At 49.7% G+C, this 25,357-nt stretch carries 22 protein-coding genes and 2 pseudogenes; 12 read left to right on the plus strand and 12 right to left on the minus strand.

Translation table 11 applies throughout. The features are described from left to right. Window positions 1-32: 32 nt before the first annotated feature. Both O3661_RS05420 and hflX read left to right on the plus strand, forming a co-directional pair. Window positions 33-1,253, plus strand: coding sequence for a glycosyltransferase (locus tag O3661_RS05420; protein ID WP_371492570.1), 1,221 nt, complete (start codon window positions 33-35; stop codon window positions 1,251-1,253). Between the two features lie 44 nt (window positions 1,254-1,297). Further along, window positions 1,298-2,458, plus strand: a complete 1,161-nt coding sequence (gene hflX, locus O3661_RS05425) for a GTPase HflX (protein WP_371492572.1) — start codon at window positions 1,298-1,300, stop codon at window positions 2,456-2,458. A gap of 68 nt (window positions 2,459-2,526) precedes the next feature. On the opposite strand, the gene O3661_RS05430 is transcribed toward hflX, so the two are convergent. Beyond that, a complete protein-coding gene (locus tag O3661_RS05430) occupies window positions 2,527-2,652 on the minus strand; it encodes a hypothetical protein (RefSeq protein WP_003678791.1) in 126 nt (41 codons plus the stop codon). A 360-nt stretch (window positions 2,653-3,012) separates the two neighbouring features. Between O3661_RS05430 and O3661_RS05435 the strand changes: the two genes are divergently transcribed. Both O3661_RS05435 and O3661_RS05440 read left to right on the plus strand, forming a co-directional pair. After that, window positions 3,013-5,499, plus strand: a complete 2,487-nt coding sequence (locus O3661_RS05435) for a heavy metal translocating P-type ATPase (RefSeq protein WP_371492573.1) — start codon at window positions 3,013-3,015, stop codon at window positions 5,497-5,499. A 37-nt stretch (window positions 5,500-5,536) separates the two neighbouring features. Then, window positions 5,537-5,977: a DNA polymerase III subunit chi gene (locus O3661_RS05440; RefSeq protein WP_371492574.1), complete on the plus strand. Its 441-nt coding sequence runs from the start codon at window positions 5,537-5,539 to the stop codon at window positions 5,975-5,977. 76 nt (window positions 5,978-6,053) lie between these two features. Here the strand turns inward: O3661_RS05440 and O3661_RS05445 are convergent, their stop codons facing one another. The 5 genes from O3661_RS05445 to rph all read right to left on the minus strand — a co-directional run bounded on the left by O3661_RS05445 (window position 6,054) and on the right by rph (window position 11,086). After that, window positions 6,054-6,488: a hypothetical protein gene (locus O3661_RS05445; protein ID WP_141761502.1), complete on the minus strand. Its 435-nt coding sequence runs from the start codon at window positions 6,486-6,488 to the stop codon at window positions 6,054-6,056. Window positions 6,489-6,675: 187 nt separating this feature from the next. Further along, on the minus strand, window positions 6,676-7,086 hold the full coding sequence (locus tag O3661_RS05450) for a hypothetical protein (protein ID WP_371492575.1): 411 nt from the start codon (window positions 7,084-7,086) through the stop codon (window positions 6,676-6,678). A gap of 890 nt (window positions 7,087-7,976) precedes the next feature. Beyond that, window positions 7,977-8,627 carry a hypothetical protein gene (locus O3661_RS05455; protein ID WP_371492576.1) on the minus strand — a complete coding sequence of 217 codons (651 nt, stop codon included), beginning with the start codon at window positions 8,625-8,627 and terminating at the stop codon, window positions 7,977-7,979. Window positions 8,628-8,965: 338 nt separating this feature from the next. After that, a complete protein-coding gene (locus tag O3661_RS05460) occupies window positions 8,966-10,186 on the minus strand; it encodes an aspartate kinase (RefSeq protein ID WP_371492578.1) in 1,221 nt (406 codons plus the stop codon). 171 nt (window positions 10,187-10,357) lie between these two features. Further along, a complete protein-coding gene (gene rph / locus O3661_RS05465) occupies window positions 10,358-11,086 on the minus strand; it encodes a ribonuclease PH (RefSeq protein ID WP_371492579.1) in 729 nt (242 codons plus the stop codon). A gap of 139 nt (window positions 11,087-11,225) precedes the next feature. On the opposite strand from rph, the gene O3661_RS05470 reads away from it, so the two are divergent. The 4 genes and pseudogenes from O3661_RS05470 to O3661_RS05485 all read left to right on the plus strand — a co-directional run. Next, entirely contained in the window at window positions 11,226-12,113 is an 888-nt protein-coding gene (locus tag O3661_RS05470) for a YicC/YloC family endoribonuclease (RefSeq protein WP_371492580.1), read from the plus strand. A 203-nt stretch (window positions 12,114-12,316) separates the two neighbouring features. Further along, window positions 12,317-13,267 carry a bile acid:sodium symporter family protein gene (locus tag O3661_RS05475; RefSeq protein ID WP_107696963.1) on the plus strand — a complete coding sequence of 317 codons (951 nt, stop codon included), beginning with the start codon at window positions 12,317-12,319 and terminating at the stop codon, window positions 13,265-13,267. Window positions 13,268-13,386: 119 nt separating this feature from the next. After that, a pseudogene (locus tag O3661_RS05480) lies at window positions 13,387-13,914 on the plus strand (sulfite exporter TauE/SafE family protein); the annotation flags it as partial. A 25-nt stretch (window positions 13,915-13,939) separates the two neighbouring features. Further along, window positions 13,940-14,110 (plus strand): annotated as a pseudogene (locus tag O3661_RS05485) (IS3 family transposase); the annotation flags it as partial. A 24-nt stretch (window positions 14,111-14,134) separates the two neighbouring features. On the opposite strand, the gene O3661_RS05490 reads toward O3661_RS05485, so the two are convergent. From O3661_RS05490 to O3661_RS05510, 5 genes are all read right to left on the minus strand, one after another. Then, window positions 14,135-14,518, minus strand: coding sequence for a DUF305 domain-containing protein (locus O3661_RS05490; protein ID WP_249552180.1), 384 nt, complete (start codon window positions 14,516-14,518; stop codon window positions 14,135-14,137). Window positions 14,519-14,759: 241 nt separating this feature from the next. Continuing rightward, on the minus strand, window positions 14,760-16,355 hold the full coding sequence (locus O3661_RS05495; RefSeq protein ID WP_311476252.1) for a peptide chain release factor 3: 1,596 nt from the start codon (window positions 16,353-16,355) through the stop codon (window positions 14,760-14,762). 213 nt (window positions 16,356-16,568) lie between these two features. Beyond that, entirely contained in the window at window positions 16,569-17,711 is a 1,143-nt protein-coding gene (locus O3661_RS05500; RefSeq protein ID WP_371492581.1) for an NADH-dependent flavin oxidoreductase, read from the minus strand. A 119-nt stretch (window positions 17,712-17,830) separates the two neighbouring features. Next, window positions 17,831-18,895: a 2,3-butanediol dehydrogenase gene (locus O3661_RS05505; protein ID WP_003745670.1), complete on the minus strand. Its 1,065-nt coding sequence runs from the start codon at window positions 18,893-18,895 to the stop codon at window positions 17,831-17,833. Window positions 18,896-19,127: 232 nt separating this feature from the next. Further along, window positions 19,128-20,186 (minus strand): histone deacetylase family protein, encoded by a 1,059-nt coding sequence (locus tag O3661_RS05510; RefSeq protein ID WP_371492582.1) that lies wholly within the window; start codon window positions 20,184-20,186, stop codon window positions 19,128-19,130. Between the two features lie 177 nt (window positions 20,187-20,363). Between O3661_RS05510 and yajC the strand changes: the two genes are divergently transcribed. The 4 genes from yajC (at window position 20,364) to O3661_RS05530 (ending at window position 24,704) form a co-directional block, all read left to right on the plus strand. Further along, window positions 20,364-20,630: a preprotein translocase subunit YajC gene (gene yajC / locus O3661_RS05515; protein ID WP_003675720.1), complete on the plus strand. Its 267-nt coding sequence runs from the start codon at window positions 20,364-20,366 to the stop codon at window positions 20,628-20,630. Between the two features lie 75 nt (window positions 20,631-20,705). Then, window positions 20,706-22,559, plus strand: coding sequence for a protein translocase subunit SecD (gene secD / locus O3661_RS05520; RefSeq protein ID WP_070504494.1), 1,854 nt, complete (start codon window positions 20,706-20,708; stop codon window positions 22,557-22,559). Window positions 22,560-22,562: 3 nt separating this feature from the next. Further along, entirely contained in the window at window positions 22,563-23,498 is a 936-nt protein-coding gene (gene secF / locus O3661_RS05525; RefSeq protein ID WP_003686183.1) for a protein translocase subunit SecF, read from the plus strand. A gap of 324 nt (window positions 23,499-23,822) precedes the next feature. Next, window positions 23,823-24,704, plus strand: coding sequence for a carbohydrate kinase (locus tag O3661_RS05530; RefSeq protein ID WP_371492584.1), 882 nt, complete (start codon window positions 23,823-23,825; stop codon window positions 24,702-24,704). An 80-nt stretch (window positions 24,705-24,784) separates the two neighbouring features. Here the strand turns inward: O3661_RS05530 and O3661_RS05535 are convergent, their stop codons facing one another. Beyond that, window positions 24,785-25,342 (minus strand): nitroreductase family protein, encoded by a 558-nt coding sequence (locus O3661_RS05535; protein WP_070504488.1) that lies wholly within the window; start codon window positions 25,340-25,342, stop codon window positions 24,785-24,787. Window positions 25,343-25,357: the final 15 nt, after the last annotated feature.

Below are 25,357 nucleotides of genomic sequence, written 5' to 3' on the forward strand. Positions count from 1 at the left end.
AATACCTTTCCAAACCAATGCGGCTATTGAAAATGTCCCAAACCATCTGCTTGAATATGATTGTCAAAAACGAAGCGGCAATCATCGAAGAAACACTGGCCAACATCACCGACCACATCAAACTTGACTACTATGTCATCAGCGACACTGGCTCGACCGATGATACTGCCGGCGTGATCCGCCGCTTTTTCGATGCAAAGGGCATCGCAGGCGAGATTCATCATGATGGTTGGCAAAATTTTGCATACAACCGCAATCAGGCGTTGAAACACGCAAAAGGCAAAACCGATTATGTGTTGATTTTTGATGCGGACGACCGCTTTGAAGGCAAATTGGAATTGCCCGAGCTGACCGCCGACCGCTACCGCCTCAGCATGCGAAATGCCATGGGCAGCGTGGTTTACTACCGTCCGCTGTTGTTGCGTAATGACGGTACATTCTATTGGCGCGGCGTGTTGCACGAATTTATCGAAACCGACAAACAAGATACCAGCGAAGCCACGCTTCATGGCGACTATACGGTTCTCAGCGGCCGTTTCGGCGCACGCAGCAATATGGCGAACAAGTACCTGCTTGACGCCGTTTCTTTGGAAAAAGCGTTTTATAGCCCCGAAGATGAAGACCTGAAACCGCGTTACGCCTTTTATGCGGCGCGTTCTTATTGGGATTCCGATATGCCCGAGCGTGCAAGCGAATGGTTTAAAAAACGCATCGAGTTGGGCGGTTGGATAGAGGAAGTGACGGTTTCTTACCAACAGCTGGGCGAGTGCTACAAATTAATGGGCAAACGCGATGAAGCCTTGGCGACTTGGTTGGCAGGCTACGATTACAACCCGCGCCGCGCCGAGTGCCTCTACCTTGCGCAAACCATGCTGCGTCAGGAAGGGAAATACCGCATTTCCCATGCGATCGGCCTGATGGCGAAACGTATCCCGTTCCCCAAAGACGATATTCTTTTTGTCCAAAGCAATGTTTATCAGTTGGATATCGATTATGAATTGTCGGTTACCGCTTATGCGGCCGGCGATTTGCGTCAAGGCTATGAGTCTTGCCGACACTTGCTCTTGCTGAATGTACGCGAGGAATTGACCACGGTGACCATGCAAAATATGTGGCTCTACCGCGAACACGCGCAAACCGAAACGCGCGAAGTATTGGAGCAGCTGGTGGCCGTCATGCAGCCTTATGCCGCGCAAGGCGGACGTTTGGCAGAAGTGACCGAATATTTTGCCGATATTTTGAAAAATCGTTAATCAGCACTTTGCCCCGGCCATAAGGTCGTCTGAAAGGAAATTTTTTGAGCAAGCGCAATCTGTTTTCCGTCGATAAATCTTTGGAAAAGCCCGAACGCGTCCTCTTGGTCGGTGTGATGTTGACGGCGGACTATTCCGGCGCAAACGAAACGCGCGAGCGCGGCTTTCAGACAGCCTTGACCGAAGCGGCAGAATTGGTGAGCGCGGCCGGCGGTGATTTGGTTTCTATCGAAACTTCACGCCGTGACAAACCGCATCCGGCTTTGTTTGTCGGTACGGGCAAGGCGGAAGAGTTGGCGGCAGTGGTCGAGCAGTATGATGTCGGGTTGGTCGTGTTCAATCACGAACTCACGCCGACACAAGAGCGTAATCTGGAAAAAGAGCTTCAATGCCGCGTCCTCGACAGAGTGGGTTTGATTTTGGCGATTTTTGCCAAACGCGCCCAATCGCAGGAAGGTAAGTTGCAGGTGGAGCTGGCTCAGCTGAACCACTTGAGCGGACGGCTGGTACGCGGTTATGGACATTTGCAAAGCCAAAAAGGCGGTATCGGCTTGAAAGGGCCGGGCGAAACCCAGTTGGAAACCGACCGTCGTTTAATCGGACAAAAAATCACGGCATTGAAAAAACAGCTTGCCGATGTCCGCAAACAACGCGCCACGCGCCGCAAATCGCGCATGAGCGGCCGTCTGAAAACCTTTGCCATCGTCGGCTATACCAATGCCGGAAAATCCAGCCTGTTCAACCGCTTGACCAAAGCGGACGTATTGGCGAAAGACCAGTTGTTCGCCACTTTGGATACCACTGCGCGTCGGCTTTTCCTATCGTACGAGGCGAGCGTGATTTTGACCGATACCGTCGGCTTCGTCCGCGATTTGCCGCACAAGCTGGTGTCGGCGTTTTCCGCTACCTTGGAAGAGACGGCGATGGCGGATGTGCTACTGCATGTCGTTGATGCCTCCAATCCTGATTTTGAACGGCAGATGGACGATGTCAACGAAGTTTTGGAAGAAATCGGCGCGCATGAAATTCCGCAATTGGTGGTGTACAACAAAATCGATTTGCTGCCGTCGGGTATGCGTGAAGCAGGCATTTTGCGCGACAATTCCGGGCATGCCGTCGGTGTGAATGTTTCCGTTGCCGAAAGTTTGGGATTGGACGGTTTGCGCGAAGCGATGATTGAATTGGCCGTACAGCCAAGTGCTTGATAGTATGGAATGAAACAAGGCCGTCTGAATGTTCAGACGGCCTTACCGTAAAATTCTAAATCTGAGGATTATGCCGACAGAGGGCTTTTCTTTTTGAACACGCTTTCGTAAAGCATCCAAGCGGCGAGGCTCAGGTATACGGTGCTGGACAAAATGCCGATAACGGCGAAGATAGGCATAAGGCGATCAATCATGGTGAGGTTTCCCAATAAGTTAGTGTTATAAGTAAATGTGTGTTTTTTATTTCCGTCTGCGCGGAATGCCTAAAGTATGCTGCTTAAATGGATTGAGGTCAATAAAAAATGTATTGGAGTTTTTAAAAAAGTTCCATTTCTACATTAAAATAATTGGAAGTTTTTAAAGATAAACGGTATTTATATGTTACCGTTCATCATTTGATAAACGGTCAATACTTTGTTTTCCATGTTTTTTATAAAATTCGACAGTCTATTGATTCAAAAGTAAATGAAATGAGGCGGAAAAACGCTTTTTGCTAAAATGTAACACCCTGAAACGATTGTTTCAGGCCGTCTGAAAAATAAATCGAACACATTATGACATCTTCCACACATCCCCAAAAAAACTGTTTCCATTGCGGACTTGAAGTCCCGGAGCATCTGCATCTGACGGTTCGTTTTGAAGACGAAGAACACGAAACCTGCTGTGCCGGTTGTCAAGCAGTGGCGCAGAGTATCATCGATGCAGGTTTGGGCAATTATTACAAACAGCGTACCGCAGACGCGGAAAAATCCGAATTGCCGCCACCGGAAGTGTTGTCGCAATTAAAGCTATACGATTTGCCCGAAGTGCAGGCGGATTTTGTCGAGGTCGGCGCAGGGGATGAACGCGAGGCGGTGTTGATGCTGGGCGGCATTACCTGCGCCGCGTGCGTGTGGCTGATTGAGCAGCAGTTGTTGCGCATGAAGGGCGTGGTGCGCGTGGATTTGAATTACAGCACCCACCGCTGCCGAGTGGTGTGGGACGGCTCCCATATCGAATTGTCGGATATTTTGCTGAAAATCCGCCAAACCGGTTATACCGCCGCGCCTTATGATGCGCAAAAAATCGAAGTGCAGGCGCAGAAGGAACGCAAACAGTTTATCGTCAGATTGGCCGTGGCCGGTCTGGGCATGATGCAGACGATGATGTTTGCCCTGCCGACTTATTTTTACGGCGGCGACATCGAGCCGCTTTATTTGGAAATCCTGCATTGGGGCGGCTTTTTGATGGTGTTGCCCGTTGTGTTTTACAGCGCGTTGCCGTTTTACCGCGGCGCATGGCGCGACTGGAAAAACCGCCGTGTCGGCATGGATACGCCGATTGCCATTGCCATTGTGATGACCTTTATCGCGGGTATTTACAGCCTGATCACCAACGCAGGGCAGGGCATGTATTTCGAATCCATCGCCATGCTGCTGTTTTTCCTGTTGGGCGGGCGTTTTATGGAACAGATTGCCCGACGCAAAGCAGGCGATGCGGCGGAGCGGTTGGTCAAGCTGGTTCCGGCATTTTGCCATCGTTTGCCTTCTTATCCGGAAAGCGAAGTCATCGAGGAAGCCGCAGTCGTCCGCCTCAATATCGGCGATACGATTGTTGTGAAACCCGGCGAAGTCATTCCGGTGGACGGTACGGTTTTGTCCGGCGAGAGCGAAGTTAACGAAGCCATGTTGACCGGCGAAAGCCTGCCCATCTTGAAAAGGCCGTCTGAAAAAGTAACCGCCGGCACGCTCAACACCAGTAGCCCTTTAATCATCCGTACCGACCATACCGGCGGCAACACGCGCCTGTCCCATATCGTCAAACTGCTCGACCGTGCGCTGGCGCAAAAACCGCGTGCCGCCGAGTTGGCCGAAAAATACGCGTCCAGTTTTGTGTTTGGCGAACTCTTGCTTGCTATTCCCGTTTTTATCGGCTGGGCTTGGTATGCCGACGCGCACACAGCCTTATGGATTACCGTTGCCCTGCTGGTCATCACCTGCCCCTGTGCCTTGTCGCTTGCCACACCGACCGCGCTGGCCGCTTCTACCGGTGCGCTGGCCAAAGACGGCATTCTCATCAGCGGCAAACAAAGCCTGGAAACGCTTGCCCAAATTGACGATGTCGTGTTCGATAAAACCGGTACGCTGACCAAAGGACAGCTTTCCGTCAGCCGTATATTATCTGCAGGCCGTCTGAACGAAGCCCAAGCCCTTGCTATCGCCCAAGCATTGGAACAGCAATCCGAACACCCCATCGCCCGTGCCATTTTGAACCATACGCTTTCAGACGGCCCTGTATCCGCGCTTGATGTGAAAGTGCAGCAACGGGTCAATCGTATTGGACACGGCGTCAGCGCACAAATCGAATTTGATGGCGAAACCCAAGTTTGGGCTTTGGGCAAAGCGGCGTTTGTTTCGGAAATCGCCGGTAATCTGCCTGAAACATTTGCCCATATCGACCACACAGGCAGCATTATTTTCTTGGGCAATCAAAGCGGTTTTCAGACGGCCTTTTTGCTGGAAGACCAAATCAAAGACAGCGCCGCTGAAATGTTGCAAAACCTGAAACAACACGGCATCCGTCTGCACCTTTTAAGCGGCGACCGTCAAGCTGCCGTAGCCCAAGTTGCGCAAGAGCTGGGTTTGGATGCCTATCGTGCCGAAGCCACGCCGGAAGACAAGCTGGCTTATGTAGAAAATCTGCAAAAACAAGGACGTAAAGTCATGATGATCGGCGACGGGATCAACGATGCCCCCGTCCTTGCCCAAGCCGATGTGTCGGCTGCCGTGGCCACGAGTGCCGATGTGGCGCGAGACGGGGCCGATGTGGTTTTGCTCAATGATGATTTGAACGTTTTGCCCGTGATGATGGAACAGGCACGCCGCACCCATCAAATCATCCGCCAAAACCTGACTTGGGCGAGCGCATACAATCTGGTTGCCGTTCCGCTGGCCGTGTTTGGTTACGTGACGCCGTGGATCGCCGCACTCGGCATGAGTTTCAGCTCGCTGCTGGTGTTGGGCAATGCCTTGAGATTGTTGAAAACCAAAAAGGCCGTCTGAAAACGGCAAAACCATTGCTCAAACGAAAGAATACGCCATGCCTAAAGCCACTTTTTATACACACGTCGCCCAGCCTGCCGCCTTTGCCTGCCGCCTGATTGCGCGCGCCATACGCGATGGCGGGCAGATTTTGGTGTGGTCGGATTCTGTTGCGGCAGTGCAGCAACTAGACGTTGATTTATGGCAGCAGATTCCCGAAAGCTTTATTCCGCATGAAGTTTGGCTGCCTACCGACCCCATGCCGTCTGAAACGCCGGTATTGCTTGCGTTTGGAAATGCATTGCCGAATATTCCGCAGGATTGCACGGTTTTAAACCTGTCTGCCGATTTCTGGAGCCAAGCTCCGGCCATTCCAAACCGTATCCTTGAAATTGTGGGCAACAGCTTAGAAGATTTGGCCGAAGCCCGAGACCGTTTCCGAGCGTATCGTCAGAGTGGATTCGAGATTGAGCATTTTTCGAGAGAAGGGAAGGATTGAGTGTTGAAGATATTCAAGGCCGTCTGAATATAAACAAAGGGACATTTTGTTGATGTCCCTTTGTTTTTTAGATTGATTATCGGAAGGCTTCGTGCCATATACCATAAAACATGAGGCAACAGCAGAAAGAGTAGAAATAGTGGAAAAAGCGTTCAAAAAGGGAAGTATTGGCAAGATACCATTGAACAGACTGATGGTGGTGTTGGGGATTTTTGAGGATTAAGTTGGGGAAACGGACAATCGAAGGTACGGCAAGCAAGTCAAACAGATTGAGGAAGACTGTAACCAATAATGAAAAACCGATTGTCTCATGAAATACGTCGAATGGCTGTAATGACAGGGTGTGTGCAAATAGGGAGGTTAGGGCAGATTTGTTGGACATCCATAAATAAAACAGTCCACCGATAGACAAGTAAAGTGCCAAACGAATCCATATAGATAGCTTGCGTCGCAAATAGAGGATGAAGAATAAGTTGAGCAGGATAAAGAAAATAGGAAAAACTGATTTCATGGGTTTGTTTGCTTACAGTTTGGTATTTAAAGCTGCTAAGGGAAACGCATTATTGCTTGTATGAAGGGCTGCCTTAGGAAAAGACAGTCTGAAAAGGCCATTCTATTTTAGGCCGTCTGAAAAAGATTTGCGTAAGGGCAAGGGTTTCAGACGGCCTTAAGTTTTTTTGAAGTCAAAATCCGATGGTTTAGGATTCGGTTTTTGAGGCCGCATTGGCGAAATAGCGGTTGGATACCGGATTGAAGATGAGGAGCAGCAAAACAGGGTGGAGAATGGATTGAATAATGATTTGTTGAGAACTATAGCTCGCCATATCGCTATACACCATGATCAGTGAAGCGGCTGCCAGCACAACAGCCAGCCAACGGGCAGAACGGTTGCCTGAAAGCAGGCCGACAGCAATAAATACCGGTAAGGAAAGGAGGATGAAGTATAGGGGCATAGACAGCCACCAAGGCAGGAAAGGGAATGCCAAGGCTGCAACCTCTATCAGTAAATCGCCCGAATAAATCGCAAGAGCAACAGTGGTAAAGCAGACAAGGGTAGTTAGGATGAAATAGAGAACGGTGGCGATGGTAACAGGGACTGGACGTTTCATGTAATAAAAGCCTTGGATAGAATATCGGGGATAAGGATTAGAATCGGTATCGGCCAAACCTTGTCATTGAAGGCGATGGCCGTCTGAAAGCAGACTATTTGTCTTTCTCAAATGAAGAAAGCTTGATGATGGCAGGCTGGAAGACTGCAACCAAATAGAGCATGATAGGAAAGATGAGATACGTAAAAGGAATATCTGCGCGAAATAGTGCAATTAGAAAGGCAAGGTATAAGGTCAGCAGGGCAAGGAAAATAACGCTCTTTTTCCATGTCGCTTGGCGGATTTCTTTTGCAGTCGGCTACTTATAGCGGACTTTTTTGTGGCAGGTCGGGCATTCTTTAATGCTTTTCAGTCCTTTGAATGCACTATCTTGAATCGGATTGGAATAATGAGGACAAGAAAATGGGGACGATTTCATTATTTTTTTATTGGGCCGTATAAGGTATTGCCCATCCGGTAAAGTAGATTGGATGGGCAACGTATATGTTTATTCGTCTTTTTCAAAAGATGAAAGTTTGTTTTGAATCGGGATAATGTAGTAGACAAGAAAGCCTATAATTAATGCCGTACTGATATATGGGGGGAATGTACCAAACAGGCTAATCAGTATTGCCGCTACGATACAGACAACTACTACAAAAATAGCGAAAGGTTTCAGCAAAGCTTTGAAATATTCGCCAACAGGCGGCTTTTTGAATTTGACTTTTTATGGCAGGAAGGACATTCTTTGACTGCGGCCAAACCTTTAACCAATCCGCCTTGGATTGGGGCATGGCAGTGTGGGCAGGGGAGTGAAGGGTTTAGATTATTCATTGTATTCAACCTGACTTAGGGTTTGGAAAGGTGGTATCGATGTTGCCGATACCACCGATTTATCGGAAACAATAGGCTTATTGGGCGTATTTTTTGCCTAAAGCTTCGGCAGCTTTTTGTACTTCTTGATTGGCTGCACGTAGGGTTTCTTGCAATTTTTGAGATTTTTCTTGGAAATCATTGGCAAATTTGAGTGAATCTTTATCTTTGCCGTTGATAGTCAGCTCAGAAGCATGCTTACCTGCATAAATCATCAGGTTGTTGGCAGCACTGCTGACTTGTATAGTTCGGTCTAAAACTGCTTTGATTTCAGGATCTTTGATATCGAGGGCAGCTGCGCTCTGATGGAATTGCTCCAGTGCATCAGTCAATTTTTTCATCTGCTCTAAAGTCTCGGCTTCTTTACCTTGGCTGGCCAGTTGTTGCAATTCTTGTCCCATTTTGCCGATGTTTTGTGCTTCTTCACCGGTGGTGAAATGAATGAATTTTTGTAATTCGGCAAGACCGTCCGGAGATTTTTTATCGGAAATGACGATAGGTTCGGCCAGTTTAGGATCTGCTTCCGGGAATTCGCTCAGGGCTTTTTCGTATTTATTGGCCGGGCTAGATTTGCTTTGAGCGACTTGTTCGGCTGGTTTGTCGCTGCTGCCTTTATTGCCGGAGTCGCCGCAGGCTGCCAGCAGGGAAGCAGACAAGATCAGCATACCGAATTTGTTTAATACGTTCATATTAGGATTCCTTCTTAAGTTAGGAGAAAATTGGGGGAAATTTGTTTTTATTGATGAGCGTAGATAATTGTTTGTACTTTTGTTCTATTTTATTACAGATTTGTTTATTTTTCTCAAATTAGGTTAAGTGGTATGTTTTTGGAATTAAACGGCGAAGGTGGATGGTTGTAAAATATTGAATATATAATGAAATTAACAAGGGTAATAATAAGCCAGGCTACGCTGTTTTGAGCTAAAGTAGATTTTTCATTAATATATTATTGATTGATGTAATGGAAATAAAAAGAGGCCGTCTGAAACTTTATCGTTTCAGACGGCCTCTTTTTAACAGGCTGGAATTAGTTGTCTAAGTCGAATGCTTTATGCAGAACGCGGGTAGCCAGTTCCATGTATTTTTCGTCAATCAGGACGGATACTTTGATTTCGGAAGTTGAAATCATTTGGATGTTGATGCCTTCTTCTGCGAGGGTGCGGAAGATTTTGGCGGCTACGCCGACGTGTGAACGCATGCCCAAGCCGACAGCGGAGACTTTGCATACGGTGTCGTCGCCGTCGATGTAGGCGGCGCCGATGCTGTCTTGGCGTTGCTGCAGGAGTTCGATGGTTTGTTTGTAGTCGCCGCGTGGAACGGTGAAGGAGAAGTCGGTTGTGCCTTCGCTGCCGACATTTTGGATGATCATGTCGACTTCGATGTTGGCATCGGCAACTGCGCCGAGGATTTGGTAGGCAACGCCAGGTTTGTCGGGTACGCCGCGTACGTTGATACGGGCTTGGTTTTTGTCGAATGCGATACCGGTTACGGCTGCTCTTTCCATGTTGTCGTCCTCTTCAAAGGTAATCAGGGTGCCGTCGCCGCCTTCTTGCAGGCTGCTGAGTACGCGCAGGCGCACTTTGTATTTTCCGGCGAATTCTACGGAGCGGATTTGTAAAACTTTTGAGCCGAGGCTGGCCAATTCGATCATTTCTTCGAATGTGATCGTGTCCATGCGGCGTGCTTCGGGTACGACGCGCGGGTCGGTGGTGTAAACGCCGTCTACGTCGGTATAAATTTGGCATTCGTCGGCTTTGAGGGCTGCGGCAAGTGCAACGGCGGAGGTGTCGGAGCCGCCGCGGCCGAGGGTTGAGATATTGCCTTCGCTGCTGATGCCTTGGAAACCGGCTACGATAACAACTTTACCTTCGGCGAGGTCGGCACGCATTTTTTCGTCGTCGATGCTTTCGATGCGGGCTTTGGTGTGGGAAGTGTCGGTTTGGAGGGCAACCTGCCAGCCGGTGTAGCTCTTGGCGTCAACGCCGATGTCTTTCAGGGCCATGGCCAGCAGGCCGATGGTCACTTGTTCGCCGGTAGCGAGAACGACGTCGAGTTCGCGCGGATCGGGATGCTCTTGCATTTCGTGCGCCAGTGCGACCAGTCGGTTGGTTTCGCCGCTCATGGCGGATACGACGACTACGATGTCGTGTCCTTCGGCGCGGGCTTTGGCGACACGTTTGGCTACGTTTTTGATGCGTTCGGGCGAGCCTACTGATGTGCCGCCGTATTTATGTACGATTAACGCCATGTTTCGTGCTTTCTTGTGGGGGTTGTCAGGCAGCTTGGTTTGCTGGAAAAAGGGTTATTATTACTATTTTTTACATGAAATTCAAGGATGGGACGCGCTTTTTTGAGTAAATGCGCATAAATGGACGGGGTTAAAAAAGGCCGCCTGAAATCTTTCAGACGGCCTTGCTGCTTATTGGGACAAAAGGGCGGCCTTTTGGTGTTGAACCAATTCGGCAATGCCTTTATGCGCGAGGGCAATGAGTTTGCCCAATTCTTCGATGCTGAACGGTGCGCCTTCGGCTGTACCTTGGATTTCGATGATTTTGCCGGATGCGGTCATGATGATGTTGACGTCGCTGTCGCAGCCTGAGTCTTCGGGATAGTCTAAGTCCAAAAGCGGTACACCGCCCACCACGCCGGCGGAAACGGCGGCAACGGCTTCACGGATCGGGTTTTCGCTGATAAGGCCGTCTGAAAGGAGTTTGTCCACAGCGATTTGCAGGGCAACGTAGGCGCCGGTAATAGAGGCGGTACGCGTGCCGCCGTCGGCTTGGATAACATCGCAGTCAATCAGGATTTGGCGTTCGCCGAGTTTTTCCATATCGACGACGGCACGCAGCGAGCGGCCGATCAGGCGTTGGATTTCTTGTGTGCGGCCGGACTGTTTGCCCGCGGCGGCTTCGCGGCGCATACGGGAGGCAGTGGAAGCCGGCAACATACCGTATTCGGCCGTTACCCAGCCTTGTTCTTTACCGCGCAGGAACGGTGGGACATTTTCGTCGATGGAGGCAGTGCAAATCACTTTGGTGTTGCCACACTCGATAAGGCAGGAGCCGTCGGCATGGGGGAGGAAATTGGGGGTAATTTTGATGTCGCGCAGGCTGTCGGCGGCGCGGCCGGTTCGGGTATAGTCGCTCATGATGATCCTTTTGGGCGGAATGAAAAATAGGTTGCCTTGAATTATAGAGGAATTTGGCATCAAAGGCCGTCTGAAAATCGTCGGTCGGGTGTGTTATAGTGTCCATACTTTCACTCGTATTTGGAAACGGAGTAAAACCATGGCTACAAGACGAAATATTCAAATCCACAGCATGACCGGCTTTGCCAATGCCGCAGGCGAATGCGGCGGCAAGCGGGTTAATTTGGAAATCCGCGCAGTCAACCATCGTTATTTGGATGTCCAATTCCGTATGCCGGAAGAATTGCGCTATTTGGAAGGCGCGTTGCGCGAACAGATTGCCGCAGCTGTGGCGCGCGGTAAATTGGAATGCCGCATCCAGCTGCAGGATGCCTCCTCGGGCGGACAAACTTTGGAAGTCAATCAGGATTTGGTTGCCCAACTGGCGCATTTGAACAAAACTTGGCGCAAGGAACATGATTTTGCTAAATTGAGCGTGGCCGACGTTTTGCGTTTCCCCGGCGTTTTGGCAGGCCAGGGCGAAGACTCCGAGGCCTTGGCGAAAGGTGTCAAAGATTTATTGACTGGCGCGTTGAAAGAGTTTACAGCCGCCCGCAAACGCGAGGGCAAAAAACTGGGTGAGCACCTGCTGCAACGTCTGGACGGCATGGAAGAGATTGTGGATGCTTTGAACGAATTGTTCCCAAGCCTTCTGCAAGCGCATATGGATAAAGTCAAAGCCCGTTTGGCAGAAGCCGTCGGCAATATCGACAACGACCGCTTGCAACAGGAATTTGCTTTGTTCATCCAGAAATCCGATGTGGATGAGGAATTCAGCCGTTTGCGCACCCATATCGCCGAAGTGCGCCGCATTGTTACCGAAGGCAAGGGCAGTGCAGGTAAACGTTTGGATTTCTTGATGCAAGAATTAAACCGTGAAGCTAATACTTTGGGCAGCAAAGCCATCGCTGCCGAATGCACGCAAGCTTCGGTTGAACTGAAAGTCTTAATCGAACAAATGCGCGAACAGGTTCAAAATATCGAATAAATCGATAACGAACAGATAAAACAAGGCCGTCTGAAAACTTTCAGACGGCCTTTGTGTCGATATGGGATGGAACCGGTTGAGTTTATTTTTAAACATTATTGGAGGTGGGCTTCCTGTTTCGTGACTGTTATTGCGCTAAAGAGTTAACATGTGTTAAATTATGGCAATTATTGTCATGATAAGAACATACAAAGGAGTAAAACATGAACTTTCTGACCGCTATCAGTCGGCAAATGACCCGCTTCACCGCCCTGATTATCGTCCTTGCCTCCATCATCGCCTTTATTGAGCCTGCCACTTTCTCATGGGTAAAAGGCGATACGCAAGTCGTCGTACTCGGCATCATCATGCTCGGTATGGGCATGACTTTGGGCAAAGAAGATTATCAAATTCTGGCGCAACGTCCGCTCGATATTTTTATCGGCGCAATCGCCCAATATACGATTATGCCCTTGCTCGCCATCGGCATTGCCAAAGCCTTTGACCTTTCGCCCGGATTGACACTGGGTTTGGTTTTGGTCGGCACCTGCCCGGGCGGCGTTTCATCCAATATCATGAGTTTTTTGGCTAAAGGCGATGTCGCCTTTTCAGTCGGTATGACCACCGTCTCCACCGTCCTTGCGCCTGTGATGACGCCGTTGTGGATGACTTATTTGGTCGGACAAACCGTCGAAATGGACGGCTGGGGCATGTTCAAATTTATGCTGCTCGTTACCCTGTTGCCTGTCGTTATCGGCTCTGCCGCCAATATATTGCTGCATAAAAAACATTGGTTTGAAGACGTGCGCGCGATTATGCCAGCCGTTGCTGTTGTCGCGTTTGCCTGTATCGTTGGTGGCGTTGCTGCCGTTCATGGCCACCGCTTTGCTGAATCCGCTTTCGTGATGGTACTCGCCATCGCTGCCCACAACATCGGCGGCTACATCCTCGGCTATTACAGCGGTGCGCTGACCGGCATGAACACCGCCAAAAAACGCACCCTTGCCATCGAAGTTGGCGTACAAAATGCCGGACTTGCCACCGGTTTGAGTGCTAAATTCTTCCCCGGTAATGCCGAGTCTGCCGTTGCCGCCGCCGTTGCCTGCGTTTGGCACTCTGTATCGGGAACGGTTTTGGGCAACTTGTTTGCATGGTGGGACAAGCGTAAGCAATAAGCTGTAAACATTGCCAAATAACAAAAGGCCGTCTGAACGTATGGTTTTCAGACGGCCTTGTAGGTTGTCAGGACAGGCAAACACGCGCAAAATCGCTTTGCTTTTTAGAGATGGACATTATGCTTGCAGATTCGTTTTTTTATTATCTGGTGTTGGTCGGCTTTGCCGCCGGGCTGATGGATGCAGCGGTTGGCGGCGGCGGGCTGTTGCAGATTCCCGGATTATTCAACCTATTGCCAAACGCTACGCCTGTGGCCTCGGTGATGGGTGTCAATAAATTTGCTTCCTGCTGCGGCACGTTGACTGCGACGGGACAATATCTGCGCCGAATTCCTGTGCCGTGGAAAATGCTGCTGCCTGCCGCGGCGTTGGCATTTGCCGCTTCATATTTGGGCGCGAAAACAGTGGTGTATTTCCCTATGCAATACATGAAACCGGCGATGTTGGTCATCATGATTGCCATGTGTCTGTACACTTTTTTGAAAAAAGACTTGGGGCAGACGGTACGCACTGAAAAGCTGACGCGCCGCGAAACCTTATGGGGCTTATTTTTCGGCGCGTTAATCGGTTTTTACGAGGGCGTGTTCGGGCCGGGGACGGGCAGCCTGCTGGCTTTTGTGTTCGTCCGCTTTTACGGCTATGATTTTTGAGCGGCCAACGCTTCGGCAAAGGTCATCAATTGGACGATTAAAAATGGAATGTTATTACGGTAAATGATTTGAGACGTTCTAACAACTGGAAAAAACGATTCATGAGTACATTCATTATTACAACCATGAGCGCATTCAGGGGAAACTAAAAGGACTGAGCTCTGTGAATTACAGAACTCAGTCCTTGAACTAAATCAGTCTAACTTTTGGGGTCAGATCATTTTACGGAGCTTTTTTTGTTGTGTGCTTTAAGCCATTTTTGCATTTGTTCAATTTCCGCTTGTTGTGCGTTAATAATATCCTCAGCAAGCTTACGCATCTCAGGATCCTTTCCGTATTTTAATTCAACTTCCGCCATTTTTACTGCGCCAATATGGTGTGGCAACATACCTGCTGCAAAAGCAACATCAGGATCTTTATATTGCGCAGCTGCCATCATGTCTTGATTCATTTGATTCATACCTTGCATTAATTCTTGTTGCATTGCAGAACCTGTCGACATTGGCATATTCATGTGTGCTTGATGCGGTTGTTCATTAGCTTGGGCATAATTTGAAATTGCAACAGCGCTAAGTGTGATAAAAGTCATAAGTTTTTTCATGTTTTTCGCCTATGTGATAACTGAAGGAGCACAAAGTATAAACTTTGACTTAAGGTTAAAGTCAACATTTATTCCGAAAATGTTTGGTGAGGTGCTAAAAGCTAAAATAAGACAATATTTGAGCTGCGTTACGGATTTATGTTGCTGCTGTGCCTGACCATTGGGAAGTTTGCTTGGGATTTATTGGGTTGATATCGAATGAAAAAAAGGCCGTCTGAAAGTTTCAGACGGCCTTTGCGTTTTACAGTTTAACCGAATGCTCGCGCGTTTCGTGGAACACGATGTCCGGCCAACGTTCCTGCGTCAGATTTAAGTTGACGCGGTTAGGGGCGAGGTAGGCGAGGTTGCCGCCTGCGTCTATCGCCAGATTGCCTGCGTTGGCTTTTTCAAATTCCGCCAGTTTTTTCTTGTCGTCGCACGATACCCAGCGCGCCGACCAGATGGATGCGTTGTCGAACACGGCTTCTACGCCGTATTCGTTGGCCAGCCGCGAGGTAACGACTTCAAACTGCAACACGCCGACCGCGCCCAAAATCAAATCTGCGCCGCTCATCGGTTTGAAGACCTGCACCGCGCCTTCTTCGCCGAGCTGTTGCAAGCCTTTTTGCAGTTGCTTGATTTTCAGCGGGTTTTTGATGCGGACGCTGCGGAACAGTTCGGGTGCGAAGAAGGGGATGCCGGTAAATGCCAGTTGTTCGCCTTCGGAGAAGCTGTCGCCGATTTGGATGTTACCGTGGTTCGGGATGCCGATGATGTCGCCGGCGTAGGCTTCTTCCACCAGCTCGCGGTCGTGCGACATGAAGGTTACCACGCTGGAGGCGGCGATTTCGCGGTTGATGCGCAGGTGTTTCATCTTCATGCCGCGCTCGAATTTACCGGAGCAGACGCGCAAGAAGGCGATGCGGTCGCGGTGTTTCGGGTCCATATTGGCTTGGATTTTAAAGATAAAACCGGAAAACTTCGGCTCGTCCGGCTCGACCATGCGTACGGTCGCGTCGCGCGGTTTCGGCGCGGGCGCCCATTCAATCAATGAATTGAGGATTTCCTGAATACCGAAGTTGTTAATCGCCGAGCCGAAGAACACGGGTGTGAGTTCGCCGGCGAGAAATTCGTCGAGATTGAACTCGTTGGAAGCCGCCTGCACCAATTCGATTTCGTCGCGCAACTGTTGGATTTCCAACGGAAAGCGTTGTTCCAATTCGGGATTGTCGATGCCTTTGATGATGTCGAACTCGTGCGGCAGGCGCTCGCCGCCCGCTTCAAAGAGATAGATTTCATCGTTCAGGATGTGGTACACGCCTTTGAAGTTTTTGCCCATGCCGATTGGCCAAGTGACGGGCGCGCAGCGGATTTGCAGGATGTTTTCCACCTCGTCCAGCAATTCCAAAGAGTCGCGCACTTCGCGGTCGTATTTGTTCATGAACGTAACAATCGGCGTATTGCGCAGGCGGCAGACGTTCAAGAGTTTGATGGTTTGCGCTTCCACGCCTTTTGCCGCGTCGATGACCATCAAGGCGCTGTCAACGGCGGTCAAAACGCGGTAGGTGTCTTCGGAGAAGTCTTGGTGTCCCGGCGTGTCCAAGAGGTTGACGGTGTGGTCTTTGTAGTCAAACTGCATCACGCTGGATGCCACGGAAATGCCGCGCTGCTTCTCGATTTCCATCCAGTCGGAGGTGGCGAATTTGCCGGTTTTCTTGCCTTTTACCGTACCCGCGCTTTGAATCGCACCTGAAAACAGCAACAGTTTTTCGGTCAGCGTGGTTTTACCTGCGTCAGGGTGGGAGATGATGGCAAACGTGCGGCGGCGGCGCACTTGGTCGAGGATTTCTTGGGACATGGTTTTCTTTGCAAAAAGGTTCAGGCCGCTTTTTCAGACGGCCTGAAGGATATGGGTGTTGGAAAACAGGCTAAAATAAGGGCGTGTGCAACACGCCCTGCAATAGATTGAAAGATGCGGAATTGTACAAAAAAATGCTTGATAATTCAATGTTTGCACCAAACCAAAGGCCGTCTGAAAAGTTTCAGACGGCCTTATGCTATGAATCGATGATTAAATATCCATCGGTTTCCATTCCGCGCCTTTTACCGGCGGCAGCCATGATTGCGTACCGTTGGAGGCAAATCCCCACAAGGTGTCGGGGAGGCCGTAATGGTCGGCGCGTGTCGGGTCGAGTTGCGTTTCGATTTCATCTTCGCGGCCTTCACGGATTTGCGTGGCGATGTGCGGATTAATCATCACGGTTTTGCCCAAGGCGATAAATTCTGCCCAGCCGGTTTCATAGGCGGCCAAAATTTGATCGGCGGTAAACAGGTTGCCCACGCCGATAAGCGGCAGTTTGCCGTTGATGCGTTCGTGGATGAACTGCATGCGGGTTTGCGCGGTATCGCCGCCGCGGCGGATTTTTTTATCAAATTCCCACAGGGAAACGTGCAGATATTGCAGCGGTTTTTGTACCAATGCGTCAATCAGTGCGCCGGTTTCGGTCATGGTTAAGCCGTCGTCGCCAGGCTCTTCGGGGGAGAAGCGGTAGCCGATAATGAAGTCGTCGCGCTGGTGTTTTTCACGGACGGCAACCACGGCATCGATAACGGCCAGCGGGAAGCGCATTCTGTTTTCCAAGCTGCCGCCCCATTGGTCGTTGCGGCGGTTGCTTTGGGCAGAGTAAAACTGTTGGATCAGATAGCCGTTCGTGCCGTGGATTTCCACGCCGTCAAAACCGGCGCGAAGCGCCAAATCGGCGGCTTGCGCATAAGAGGCGATGAGTGCTTCGACTTCTTCCGCCGTTGCTTCGCGTGCGTGTTCGGCTTCGTTGGTGGAAGCGCTGATTTTGTCGAGACCGTCCAAAAGGTCATCAATGGCTTTGGAGCCGCCGTGATGGATTTGCAAAATCGCTTTTGCGCCTTGTTGTTGCAGGATTTGTGCGGTTTCTTTCAGGCTGTCGAGGCAGTGTTCGCCTGTGGCTTCAGGTTGGCCGTGAAAGGCTTTGCCGTCTTTTTGAACCAAAGTGGCGGCAGTGATAAACATGCCCATATCGCCTGCGCGGTTGCTGAGGAAGGTGCGCTCTTGATCGCTGATTAAACCGTCGGCTTGTGAGCCGAAATGGGTCATGGGGGCGACGGCAAGGCGGTTTTTGATGGTTACGCCGTTATTGAGGGTGTATGTTTGAAAGAGTGGGGCGTATTTTGGATTCATGAGATTTTGCTCTTGATAAAGTGAATGGTTGGCAGAGGATTGGGCCATTCGGGAATTTATCAAGTAAATAGGCCGTCTGAAAAGTTTCAGACGGCCTGTTTATTCTTTAAGCTTTAGGATTAAAGATTAGGATTGACGATGATTTTTACTGCGGATTCGTTATTGTGGATCAAGCGCTCGAAGCCTTCGGAAATCAATTCGTCCAGTTTGATGCGTTGGGTAATGAAAGGCTCAAGGTTGATTTTGCCTTCTTCAACCAATTTGATGGTTTCGGCGTGGTCGTTGCAGTAGGCGATAGTGCCGCGCACGTCCAGCTCTTTCATCACAACGCTGTGGACGTTGATAGTAGCGGGGTGGCTCCAAATGGATACGATGACGACTTTCGCAGTCGGACGGCAGGCTTCGACCATGGTGTCCAGCACTTTGTTGACGCTGGTGCATTCGAATGCAACGTCTACGCCTTCGCCGTTGGTCAGTTTTTTCACTTCTTCAACGACATCGACTTCGGATGGGTCGAGGATGTAGTCGGCCACACCGGCTTCGCGTGCTTTGTCTTTACGTGCTTTGCTCAATTCGGTGATGATGACTTTGATGCCTTTGGCTTTCAGTACGGCAGCCAACAGCAAACCGATTGGGCCTGCGCCGCCAACCAATGCGACATCGCCTTCTTTCGCGCCACTGCGTACATAAGCATGGTGGCCGACAGACAGAGGCTCAATCAAAGCAGCTTGGTCCAATGGGATTTTGTCGGAAATAGGGTGTACCCAACGGCGTTTGACGGCGATTTTCTCAGACAAGCCGCCACCGCAGCCACCCAAGCCGATGAAGTTCATGTCTTTGGAGAGATGGTAGTTGCTGCCTTCGCCGGTCGGTACGTCGTCGCGGATGATGTAGGGTTCGACAACAACGTGTTGGCCGACTTTGATGTCGTCCACGCCTTCGCCTACGGCATAAACCACGCCGGAGAACTCGTGACCCATGGTTACAGGGGCTGACTCGCCGGAGATTGGGTGTGGATGGCCGCAAGGCGGAATGAAAATCGGACCTTCCATGAATTCGTGCAGGTCGGTACCGCAGATACCGCACCACGCAACATTAATGCCGACAGTACCCGGAGCTACGGTTGGCTCTGGAATGTCTTCGATGCGGATGTCGCCTTTGTTATAAAAACGTGCTGCTTTCATTGTAACGCTCCTTTTTTAAAGTGGAGGCCGTCTGAAAAAGACGGTCAATTGGGGAAAGGGAAGCAGTGTGGCGTGTGAAATATTTTTATTGATATGTTTTATGTTTGTTATTTTACTACTGACAATATGGAAATGGTTTGTCTTTGCTCAAATTAAAGTTTGTAAATGAAAAAAAAGGCCGTCTGAAATGGATAATCTGTTTTCAGACGGACTTGGCAATAGTTTGAATGCGTTATGGTGTAGGATTATTACTTTTGCCGCGCTTCAGATGCTTTTGGTAGGCGATGACGTAGTCGGCCTTGCTTAAGCCCGCCAATACGCGGATGTGGGCGGCGGCAGATTTAGACATGGATTCCAAGGTATATCCACCCTCCAGCACGGAAACGATACGTCCTTGACAGCTTGCTGTTGCTTGGACGATTTTGTGTGTCAGCCAGGCAAAATCGGCTTCATGCAGGTTCAGACGGCCTGTTTCGTCTTGTTTATGCCCGTCAAAACCTGCCGAAAGCAACACCAACTCGGGGCGGAAGGCCGTGAGCTTGGGCAGCCATTGTTCGCGGATGGTCGTACGGAAGATACGGCTGCCTGTGCCCGGTTTGAGGGGCGTATGCAGCATATTCTTATTGCCGGCGTATTGTTCCGCCTGAGGGAAGGGAAAGATGTCGGTTTCAAACAGGTTGAAAAACATCACGCGCGGATCGTCTTGGAGAATCTCCGCCGTACCATCGCCGAAGTGGACGTCGAAATCGATGATGGCGATGCGTTGCAAGCGGTATTGGGCAATGGCGTGCATCACGCCGACGGCGGTGTTGTTAACGAGGCAGAATCCGCTGGCGCTGTTGCTGTGGGCATGGTGGCCGGGTGGGCGGATGGCGCAAAAAGCATGCCAAGCCTTTTTGTTCATCACCATATCGACTGCTTTAACAACGGCTCCGGCCGCAAAACGGGCGGCTTGGAGTGAGTCGTGGCAGATGACCGTATCGTCATCGATACGATGGATTTTGCCGGGGAGCGGCTGGGCGGCTTCCAACTCGTGCAGATAGTTGCGCGAGTGGACCAATGCCAGCTGCGCATCTTTGATTTCCGGTGCTTCGGTGGTTTGCAGGCGACGCCAAATGCCTTCTTGTTTTAAGGCGGTTTGAATGGCGCTGATGCGTTCGGGCCTGTCGGGATGGTTGGGCCCCGGCTGGTGCTGTAGGAATATCGGATGCGAAATCCATACGGTGCGGGCGTTTTTGCCAAACAAACGGCGTAGGCGGGTGCTGATGCGCCAAAGGATTTTTTTGAACATGGAACAGTATGTGTCGGACAAGTCGTAAAGACTGCTAAATATGGTTAATAAATACGGAAATGCTTGGAAATTTTTCAGACGGCCTTTAGAATAGCTCAATTTTGCAGTCCAACCAATGTGTTTGATTGCAGTGTGCAGTTTTTTACTTAATCTAAAACTTGAAAGAACGGATATATTATGAATCAAGCAGTGGCTCAATTTGCCCCTTTAGTGCTGATCATGGTGGTGTTCTACTTCCTGATTATGCGTCCTCAACAAAAGAAATTCAAAGCGCACCAAGCGATGTTGGCCGCTTTGAAAGTCGGCGATAAAGTCGTTTTGGCGGCAGGATTCAAAGGCCGCGTGACCAAAGTCGGCGAGCAATTCTACACTGTCGACATCGGTCAAGGTGCGAAAATCGAAGTGGAAGTTGAGCGCAACGCGATTGCCGCGAAAGCCGAATAATCCGTTTTTTTGCAAAAAGCCGCCTCATTTTCCGAGCGCGGCTGTTTGCCTTTATAAATAAAGCAAAGGCTTACCATGAACCGTTATCCTTTATGGAAATACCTGCTGATTGCGTTCACGATTGTGGTTGCGGCTGTTTACTCGCTGCCCAACCTTTTCGGTGAAACGCCTGCCGTACAGGTATCGACCAACCGACAAGCCATCGTGATCAACGATCAAACCCAGTCTAAAGTGGATGCCGCGCTGAAACAGGCAGGTATTCAGACTGATGGTATGTTCATCGTCGACAACTCGCTGAAAGTGCGTTTCAAAGATACCGAAACGCAATTGAAAGCGCGCGACGTCATCGAAAATACTTTGGGCGAGGGCTATATTACCGCGCTAAACCTGTTGGCAGACAGTCCTGAGTGGATGGCGAAAATCAAAGCCAATCCGATGTTCCTAGGTCTGGACTTGCGTGGCGGCGTGCATTTCACCATGCAGGTGGACATGAAAGCCGCGATGCAGAAAACGTTTGAACGTTATTCCGGCGATATCCGCCGCGAATTGCGCCGCGAAAAAATCCGTACCGGCACGGTGCATCAGACTGAAAACGGTCTGACCGTGCCTTTGCAAGATGCTGCCGATGTACAAAAAGCCTTGCCTCAGTTGCAAAAATTGTTCCCTGAAGCCACGCTGCTGCCGGATGGCAACAATATCGTGCTGACTTTGTCTGAAGAGGCAATCAATAAAGTACGTTCTGATGCAGTTAAACAAAACATCAATACGTTGCACAACCGTGTGAACGAATTGGGCGTAGCCGAACCGGTTATCCAACAATCCGGCCTTGACCGTATTGTCGTACAGCTGCCGGGCGTGCAAGATACTGCCAAAGCCAAAGACATTATCGGCCGTACCGCGACTTTGGAAGTGCGTATGGTGGAAGACGATCCGATCAAACTGCAAGAAGCGTTGAACGGCAATGTACCGACTGGTTATGAGTTGCTGTCAAGCGGTGGCGATCATCCGGAAACTATCTTGGTCAACAAACAAGTTGAACTGACCGGCGACAACATCAACGATGCGCAACCTAGCTTTGACCAAATGGGCGCGCCTGCCGTGAGCCTGAGCCTGGATAGTGCGGGCGGCAGCATTTTTGGCGAATTGACTTCGGCCAATGTGGGTAAACGTATGGCTATGGTGTTGATCGACCAAGGTAAATCCGAAGTCGTGACCGCGCCTGTCATCCGAGCCGCCATTACCGGCGGCCGCGTGGAGATTTCCGGCAGCATGACGACAGCCGAAGCCAACGATACTTCATTGTTGCTGCGTGCCGGTTCGCTGGCCGCGCCGATGCAGATTGTCGAAGAACGTACCATCGGCCCGTCTTTGGGTAAAGAAAACATTGAAAAAGGTTTCCACTCTACCTTGTGGGGCTTTGCCGCTGTTGCTGCATTCATGGTGATTTACTATCGCTTGATGGGTTTCTTCTCTACCATTGCCTTGAGTACCAATATCTTGTTTTTGGTGGGTATTTTGTCTGCTATGCAGGCAACGCTGACCTTGCCGGGTATTGCCGCGTTGGCATTGACACTGGGTATGGCGATTGACTCCAACGTATTGATTAACGAGCGTATCCGTGAGGAACTGCGTGCCGGTGTCGCACCGCAGCAGGCCATCAACCTCGGTTTCCAACACGCTTGGGCAACCATTGTCGACTCCAACTTGACCTCTCTGATTGCCGGTATCGCTTTGTTGGTCTTCGGTTCCGGCCCGGTACGCGGTTTTGCCGTTGTACACTGTATCGGTATTCTGACCTCGATGTATTCATCTGTGGTCGTGTTCCGTGCTTTGGTTAACCTGTGGTACGGCCGCCGTCGCAAATTGCGGAATATTTCCATTGGTGCGGTATGGAAGCCGAAAGCTGAAATGGCAGAAGGCAAGGAGTAAAACATGGAATTATTTAAAATCAAACGCGATATTCCGTTTATGAGCTACGGCAAACTGACGACCTTTATTTCGTTGGTTACGTTTATCGCCGCCGTGTTCTTTTTGGTAACCAAAGGCCTGAATTTCTCCGTCGAATTTACCGGCGGTACGGTGATGGAAGTCCAATATCAGCAGGGTGTGGATGTGAATAAAACACGCGAACGCCTCGATACGCTGAAAATGGGTGATGTACAGGTTCAGGCATTGGGTACGAACAAACACATCATGATTCGCCTGCCGAACAAAGAAGGCGTAACGTCTGCACAGCTGTCCAACCAAGTAATGGATTTGCTGAAAAAAGACAATCCTGATGTTACCTTGCGCCAAGTCGAATTCATCGGCCCTCAAGTCGGTGAAGAATTGGTTACCAATGGTTTGATGGCATTGGGCTTCGTGGTGGCAGGTATTATTATTTACTTGTCCATGCGTTTTGAGTGGCGTTTTGCAGTATCCGCGATTATTGCGAATATGCACGATATCGTAATTATTCTCGGCTGTTTCGCCTTCTTCCAATGGGAATTCTCATTGACTGTCTTGGCAGGTATTTTGGCAGTTTTGGGTTATTCCGTAAACGAATCCGTGGTGGTGTTTGACCGTATTCGTGAAAACTTCCGTAAGCCGCATATGCGCGGCCACACTGTGCCGGAAGTCATCGACAACGCAATTACCGCGACCATGAGCCGTACCATTATTACCCACGGTTCGACCGAGGCAATGGTTGTTTCTATGCTGGTGTTCGGCGGTGCAGCCTTGCACGGTTTCTCTATGGCGCTGACCATAGGTATCGTGTTCGGTATTTACTCTTCCGTATTGGTTGCCAGCCCGCTCTTGCTGATGTTTGGCTTGAGTCGTGAGAACATTGCTAAAGAAGTGAAGAAAAAAGAAGAAGTTGTAGTTTAATCGCTGCAATACTTCAATAAAGGCCGTCTGAAAATTGTTTGAATCAGTTTTCAGACGGCCTTTTGTATTTAAATTTCAGAATATTTTGTTTTAATGACATGAGTGGGGATAAATGTGAAAGAAAAAGAAAAAATAGGAACAATATAATTTTGTGATGAATCAAGTTTATTGTCTGATATTCCCTTAATTGCTTGTCAGTCCCAACATTTTAAAACATAATACTTTTGCCCCCGATGCTGGAGTTTTACTACAAGTACATGATTTGCAAAAAATCTGTCGGGTGTGCAGACCCTGCCAATCAACCTCAAAAAAGGAAGGCCAAGAATGAAAGTAACCAGTTTCGGCGAAGTGCTGTGGGACGATTTTCCAAACGGGAAGGTATTGGGTGGTGCACCCCTAAATGTTGCTGTCCGTTTGCAGTCTTTGGGTATCGATGCTGCCATCATTAGCCGTCGCGGTGATGATGCCGATGGCGAGGAATTGCTGCGCCAGGTCCAAAGCAAAAACGTCAATACTGATTATTTGCAGGTTTGCCACGAATGCGCGACCAGCTTGGTGAAAGTACACTTGGACAAGTCTGGCAGTGCGTCTTATGAGATTGTCTATCCTTGCGCGTGGGATAGGATTGCGGTTGATGATGCGGCAATCAAACGTGTGGCAGAATCCGATGCTTTCGTTTTTGGCAGCTTGGCAACCCGTGACGAGGTTTCGCGTAAAAGTTTGGCTGTTTTGCTGAAAGAAGCCAAATTCAAAATTTTTGATGTTAATCTGCGTAAGCCGCATTATGATATTGCCCGCTTGCTGGAGACCATGAAACAGTCCAATATGGTCAAACTCAATGATGATGAGCTGTATGAGTTGGCTGCGGCTTACGGTTCTCCTTATCACAGTATCGAACAAAATATCAGCTACCTTGTTAAGCTGACAGGTGTCAAAATCTTGTGTGTGACTTTGGGTAGTCATGGCGCGGTTTTGTATAAGGACGGCGAGTTGTACCGTCATTGCGGTTTCCGCGTCAAAGTGGTGGATACTGTCGGCTCCGGCGACAGCTTTCTTGGTGGTTTGACTTATAAGCTGCTCAATAATGCGCCTCCTCAAGAAGCCATTGCTTTTGCTTGTGCGCTGGGTGCATTGGTGGCTTCACGTCATGGCGCGACGGCGGATATTTCTTTGGAAGAAATTGAAGCGTTTATGAATCCGGCTTGATGCTTCGATAATAGATATAGAAAGGCCGTCTGAAAAACCATTAAATCAGGTTTTTCAGACGGCCTGAGTATTTTCAGGTTTTACCAATAAGTTGTAAAACATTCCAAGTTGGTATTTTTCGGGCCGCTGCCTTCTTCAGTCGGCGAACCAATCATCATCAGGCCAATGATTTTGTCTTTGTCGGCACACTCAAATGCTTCGCGCAACAATGGGCTGTTGACCCACATGCCCGTAATCCAAACATTGTCGAAGCCTTGAGCAGAAGCAGCCAGTTGTAAAGCATAGGCGGCGCAGCCGGCAGTCAGCATTTGTTCCCATTCAGGTTTGGGTTTTGCCACTTCACGGTTCGGCGCGAATGTAACGCCGATAATCATAGGCGCCATGTTGCCGACGCGTTCGGCCTTTTTCATGGCATCATCGCCGAAGTTGAGTTCGGTAACGGTCTTGCTCAAAAGCTCACGGAAACGTTGTAAGCCGGCCTCGCTTTGAATCACAGTAAAGCGGTAAGGGCGCATATTGCCGTGATCAGGTACTTGTGTTGCCGCTTGCAGCATTTGTTCCAGTTGCTCGGCATTGGGTGCCGGAGCAGCCAGTTTTTTGGAAGAACGACGCGTGGTGAGGAGATTTAAGGCATCCATTTTTATTCTTTCTTG

Source organism: Neisseria sp. 20925_1_37, assembly GCF_041433255.1.
Lineage (GTDB): Bacteria > Pseudomonadota > Gammaproteobacteria > Burkholderiales > Neisseriaceae > Neisseria > Neisseria flavescens_D.